This window comes from Steroidobacter sp., from assembly GCF_016790065.1.
Taxonomy (GTDB): domain Bacteria; phylum Pseudomonadota; class Gammaproteobacteria; order Steroidobacterales; family Steroidobacteraceae; genus Steroidobacter.
Map to the genome: position 1 here is coordinate 1 of NZ_JAEUPY010000586.1, position 5995 is coordinate 5995.

The window sequence follows — 5995 nt, forward strand, 5'->3', positions numbered from 1 at the left end:
GATGCTCGTTCAGCAGTCCCTTGGCCAGAGCGACCAGATTGCCGTCGGTGGCTATGGTGCCTGACTTTGTGCCGCTGCTCGGCGCAGTAGGCTCGGAGGCGTTGGCCATTGTGGCCGAGCCCGCGCTGCCGGCAATGGCGACGCGCGCAGCGCTGTCGCTCTTGGCGCGAATGGTGAAGCCGAGGCCGGGCGAGTCGCTGAGCCGCCTCGCCGCATTTGGGGTTTCATCGTGAGCGATGATGTCCGGCGACGTGATCAACGCTGAGTAGCGTTGTAGCGGCTCGGAGAGCAGATAGCCGGAAGCATCAGCGTTCCATACCGCTTCCTGGCCACCGATCCCGGCGGGCCACATCAAATTCAGCACGGGGTTGAATCGAATAACGACGTCGACAGCAGGTGCGCCTGCCACTTCATACACCAGAACAGCACTGGCCTGATCGACCGGCACGAACAACTTCTCCCGCACGACGAAGTCGGGCCCAACGAAAACGCGAGTGACAGCCTCGGCGCTGTATTCAATCCGCCGAAGCAAGGATCGACCCTCGATGAGGGTCGTGCCGTTCTGTGCGCGGAACGACACGTTGTAGTTATCGACGACCTGGATGGGATAGGCCCAAACTTCCAGCCCCTGATCCGAGTAGCCGAAGACACCGGCACGCCGGCCATGAACCGCAACGAAGCGCGATGTTGGAGATGACTCGATGCTCCAGCTACCAAGGGCGTCCGGCGCCGCATGAGCCGAACGCGGGCTCGCCACCGCGAGCACCGCGCACAGAGAAAGAAACGAAAGGCTTGAACGTAAACTAAAGCGCATGCCGCTCCGAAGCCCACCAACCCACCAGCATCGACTCAGCCAAGCGAAGTTGGCTCAAAGGACCAACGATTGCTCCGGTGAGTGAGGCCGGTGCCAGCGCGGTCAGCTCACCTGAGCAATCTGATAGAACATATCAACATAGCCCAACATTGCATCGGTAATGCCCGCGACCTTGGGATTGGTCGACTCGACCACGTAATACTCATCCGGCGCGTGCGCCCCCGAGCCGTGACCGAGGCCGAAGTGGCCGGCGGGCAGCGACAGTGGCGGAGCGGTGAACACGGCACCGGGCCAAGAGCCGGCCAAGCGAGGATTGAGCGTCGCCTTGACGCCGGCTCTTTTATAAGTCGCCAGCTCGGCGCGAATGATCCGACTGTCTTCGGCGGTTTCGGTGGGATCGTAGCCACCGGTGACATTCAACTCGACATCGGTGAAGCCGCGCTTATCCAAATGAGCTCGCATCTTCTTCACTGCTTCAGCCCGCGTTTGATTCGGGACCAATCGTAAGTCGAGCTTGGCCACCGCGCGGCCCGGCAGAATAGTTTTGCCGCCAGGGCCGGTGTAACCGCCCACCAGGCCTTCGATGTTGACCGTCGGCTGCGAAGCGAGCCGTTCCAGTGCCTGCGCATACGGCAGATCGTCGACCCAACGGTTCACGCCCAGCAGTTTCTTCTGAGTCTGCTCATCGGCGGTGCGCGCTGCCTCCGCGAGCAATTCCTTCTCGCGCGCAGTGAGCGGGCGAACATTCTCGAACCAGCCATCGATGACCGAGTTATTGCCATCGGGAGTCACCAACGAATTGAGCGCCGCCACCAGTCGCCAGGCAGGCGAGTCGACGATGGCCTTCATGCTGGAATGAATGTCACCCTTGGGGCCGCGGCCCCATTTCTCGCCGCTCGACACCAGCTCCAACTCGACCACGCCCTTGGAGCCGAGATTGACCGCGACACTGCCATTCACGTCCTGCCAGCTGGCTGGAATAAAAATGCCCTCGGCTTTCTTGAGCGCCGCGAAGACCTCGGGCCGCTGCACCACTTGATGAAAGTGCGGTGAACCGATTTCTTCCTCGCCCTCGGCCACCAACACGATGTTCACCGGCGGCTTCACTTTGGCGGCGCGCATGGCATGGAGCGCGGCCAGCACCGTTGCCTCCGGTCCTTTTTGATTCACGGCGCCGCGGCCCACGATGGCGCGACCGAAACCGGGCTTGTCGACGATCTTTGCTGCCAGCGGCGGTGAGGACCATTCCGCGGGATCGAACTGCTTCACGTCGTACATGAAATATAAAGCGAGCGTGCGTTTGGCACCGTTGTCCATGGTGGCGAACACGCCGGGATGGCCGTCGGTGGGCACGATGGTGGCGGCGTCGAAGCCGGCGTCACGCGCAAGATTTGCCATGTACTTGGCGCCTTCTTGCATGTTGAGATTTTCCGCTGCGATGGAGGGCAGGGCGATCCAGTCTTGAATGCGCTTGATGGCGGCTTCGCTGCCTGCTTCGGCGGCCTTGCGAATCGCTGGGTAGCGCTCAGCGGCGGCCCATGCGCTGGATGAACTGAACATCATCGAACCGGCCCCGGCCAGGGCAGCGGTCAGAAAATCACGCCGATCAAAGTTCTGAGCCATGCGCAGGTCACTCCGAGTGGTGGCGATTCCGTCCTGTGCTGGATTCTGCCTCGCATCCCCGGCAATCGCCACCGCACGACCGGTCCACCCGGCACTATTTACCTGGGCTCCGGCTCGGTGCCATAGTCGCGCCTGTCGCAAGCAGCGGATGTGACATGGCGGCACTGGCGAAATTAACGCGGCCCAAGGTGCATCGAGCGGTGCATCGTCAGCGCTTGTTCACGCTGTTGGATACACGGCGCGACCATCCGTTGATTTGGATCACCGCGCCGCCCGGCTCGGGCAAGACCACGCTCGTGGCCAGTTACATCGACGCTCGTAAGCTGCGTTGCATTTGGTATCACATCGATGCCGGCGACGATGACATCGGCACGTTCTTTTATTACCTGGCGCAAACATTGCCGCCGTCTCGAAAGAAGCCGGAGGGCGCGTTGCCGGTGCTCACCCCGGAGCATCGCATCGACCTGGCGGCCTTCTGCCGGCACTTTTTCCGTGAGTTCTTCACCCGACTGCCGGCCGGCGCCCTGGTGGCGTTCGATAACTATCACGAGCTGCCGGTGGGCTCGGCCATGCACCAGGTGATGCAGCGGGTGGTTGCCGAAGTGCCTGAAGGTTGTAACGTGGTGGTGATCAGCCGCACACCGCCTTCGGGCGACCTGGCGGCGTGGAAGCTGTCCGACCGGCTGAGCGAAATCGACTGGGCCGAGCTGCGCATGTCATTCGATGAAACGCGCGCCATCGTTGCGTCTCGCGCTCAGGTCGACGATGCGACATTGGCGCGAATCCACCGGCTGTCGGATGGGTGGGCGGCCGGCATTGCATTGACACTCCAACGCGTTCAGAACGGTGGCCGGAGCGATGAGCAGCACGCGCGCGAAGAAGTGTTCGATTACTTTGCCAACCAAGTATTGAACGCGGCTCCACCCGAGACTCGCGAATTTCTGAAACGTACCGCGCTCTTGCCGACCGTCACGGCGGAGATGACGGACGCGTTGCTGGCACGAACCGACAGCGATGCAGTGCTCGATGAGCTGTATCGCAAAGGCGCGTTCGTCGACCGGCGCAGTAATCGGCCGCCGGTGTATCAATACCACGATCTGTTCCGCGCCTTCTTGCTGTTGCAGTTGGAGCAGTCGACCACGCCGGCCGAGTTCAAACAATTGAAGTCGGCGGCCGCGGCGCAGTTGGAGCGGGCCGGTCATGCCGATCATGCGATTCGTTTGTATCTGCAAGCAGCCGACATGCAGTCGGCGGTGCGGCTCATTCTGAAAATCGCGCCGAGCTTGCTAGTTCAAGGGCGAGGCGGGGCGTTGCGCGAATGGATCGGCGCGCTACCGGTAGAGCTGGTGCGCGAGAGCCCGTGGCTCAACTACTGGTCTGGCGCGGCGGTATCACGAGTCGATCCAATCGAGGCCAGAACACGCTTCGAGGCTGCGTTGGCCGAGGTCACGGCGAGCGGCGACATCGTCGGGCAGCGTCTGCTGTGCGCCGAAATCATGATCACTTACATGCACGAGTTCGCCAACCTCACGCCGTTGGACGGTTGGCTGCAGCGCCTGGAACCGTTGTTGAAAGATCCCACGCCGTTTGCATCGCCTATCGCCGAGTTGCAGGTCCGGACGGCGTATTTGTTTGCGCTCGGCTTCCGTCGGCCCGAAGGCGGTAAGTTGCAAGCATGCGCCGCTCGGGTCATGGCGCTGTTGGATGAAGAGATTCCGCCGGAACTGGCGGCGATGACCATAGGCGTGGTCATCATGCATCTGTACATCATGGGCGACATCACGGCGAGCGCCCGAGCGGCGGCTCGGTTCGAAGAGTTGCGACGCTCGGCGCGGCTCTCACCCGTTAGCACTGCGCTGGGGTGTATGCAGGTCGGCCATGCATCGTTTCGTGGCGGCGATCCGGAAGCGCTGACTTTATTCAACCAAGCGTTGGCTCTCGGCGTCGAGCATTCGATCCCGCTCACCACGCTGTATGTGTACTGCAATCTGGGCCTGGCGTTCTGTGCCATCGAACGCGGCGATCTGGTGCAAGCCGATATTCATCGTCGCAAGATCGAGGAGCATCGGCTGCCAAGCCGAAAGATCGATAAGGTGGCGACGGCACGCGTGCAGCTTTGGATTGCCTGCCATCGCGGGCAGTGGGAGGCGGCTCTCGATATTGCGAGAGGGCAAGTTAGCGCGGCTCACGAATGCGGGCTGTTCCAACTGATCTTCGAAGGTCATGTGTTGCTGGCAGTGCTGTGTGCCGAGATGCAACGACCGGAGGAGTTCGTGGATGCGTTGGCGCCGGTGCGAGGCATGATTGCCGGCACAGGGTTGGCGCACTTTGAATACTTGGTAGATCTGGTCGAAGCCTACGATGCGCTATTGCGTGGGGATCGAGAGCTGTGCCGGCAGAGGTTGCGTACTGGCTTGCCTCTGAGCCGAATGGACGAGGGCATGTTTGTCTTGCGCATGCAGCCTCGGGTCCTGTCGCGTCTTGCGGCGGAGGCGCTCGCTGCAAGAATTGAAACGGCGTACATCACTCACATCATTCGCAAACACTCGGTTCGGCCGCCGCCCGACGCCACCGACTGGCCTTGGCCGCTGCGCATTCATACGCTCGGTCGGTTCGAGATCTTGCGAGAAGGCCAACCGCTCGAGTTTTCGCGCAAGGCGCCGAAGAAGACGCTGGCCTTGCTCAAGGCGCTGGTCGCGTTCGGTGGCCGAAACGTTCGCGAGCAGTTGCTGCTCGATACGTTCTGGTCCGATGAAGAAGGGGACGTCGCCGCTCGCTCGCTGACGGCCGCACTCCATCGCTTGCGTACTTTGCTCGGCGACAACGAAGTCGTCATTCAGCAAGGCGGGGCGTTTTCCATTGACCGCAATCGCGTGTGGGCCGACGTGTGGGCATTCGAAGAAGTGTGTTTACAGGCGTCCAGTGCCAATGCTCAGACGCTGTTGGATTTGTATCGCGGCGGTTTCTTGAAGGAAGACGAAAGCGAGCCCTGGACCGTCACCGCACGCGAGCGCCTGCGGGGTAAATTCATCCATGCGCTGGTCTCGGTGGCGGCCGCGTTGGAGAAGGAAGGTCAGACTGACCTGGCCATCGAATGTTACCTACGTGGGCTGGATGCCGATCCCATCATCGAGCCGTTCTATCAGGGATTGATGCGCTGCTACGCCCGCCTGGACCGCAAGAGCGAAGCGCTGGCGGCGTATCGGCGGCTGCGCCAAATGCTGTCGATTGCGCTCTCGCTCAAGCCCGCAGCCAGCACCGAAAAGCTGTATGCCGAACTCAAACTCGAATAAGTAAGCGATAAGTTTCGGCGGCAGTCGATTCTATTCCCCACAAAGCACGGCGCCCCGGAGAGCACCCCGGCGCCGCTGCAGACAATCGTCACTGTGAGGGGAATTTCTATATGAAGCAGTTATCTAGACCCAAGGTCGTGGGCGCCGCGGTGGCCGTGGCGCTGGCGCTCACCGGCGGCTATTACGCCTATGCGAACGTGTTCAGCTCCGAGCAAGAGCCGTTCTACGGCTCGGTGGATGTTCGCGATGTGAGCATCGGCTTCCG

3 protein-coding genes are annotated in these 5995 nt (G+C 61.6%); 1 reads left to right on the forward strand and 2 read right to left on the reverse strand.

Features of this window, described 5'->3' with window-relative positions:
• Together JNL55_RS24285 and JNL55_RS24290 are read right to left on the reverse strand one after the other, a co-directional pair.
• The coding region (locus JNL55_RS24285; RefSeq protein ID WP_293860279.1) for a hypothetical protein at nt 1-757 on the reverse strand (757 nt) is incomplete at its 3' end.
• Nucleotides 758-916: 159 nt separating this feature from the next.
• Nucleotides 917-2437: a M20/M25/M40 family metallo-hydrolase gene (locus JNL55_RS24290; protein WP_293860281.1), complete on the reverse strand. Its 1521-nt coding sequence runs from the start codon at nt 2435-2437 to the stop codon at nt 917-919.
• A 155-nt stretch (nt 2438-2592) separates the two neighbouring features.
• Between JNL55_RS24290 and JNL55_RS24295 the strand changes: the two genes are divergently transcribed.
• A complete protein-coding gene (locus JNL55_RS24295) occupies nt 2593-5730 on the forward strand; it encodes a BTAD domain-containing putative transcriptional regulator (protein ID WP_293860283.1) in 3138 nt (1045 codons plus the stop codon).
• The last annotated feature ends 265 nt before the right edge of the window (nt 5731-5995 follow it).

Excerpts from the sequence above, each read along its gene's own strand:
- JNL55_RS24290 (WP_293860281.1), bottom strand. The coding sequence starts at position 2,437 with ATGGCTCAGAACTTTGATCGGCGTGATTTTCTGACCGCTGCCCTGGCC.
- JNL55_RS24295 (WP_293860283.1), top strand. The coding sequence starts at position 2,593 with ATGGCGGCACTGGCGAAATTAACGCGGCCCAAGGTGCATCGAGCGGTG.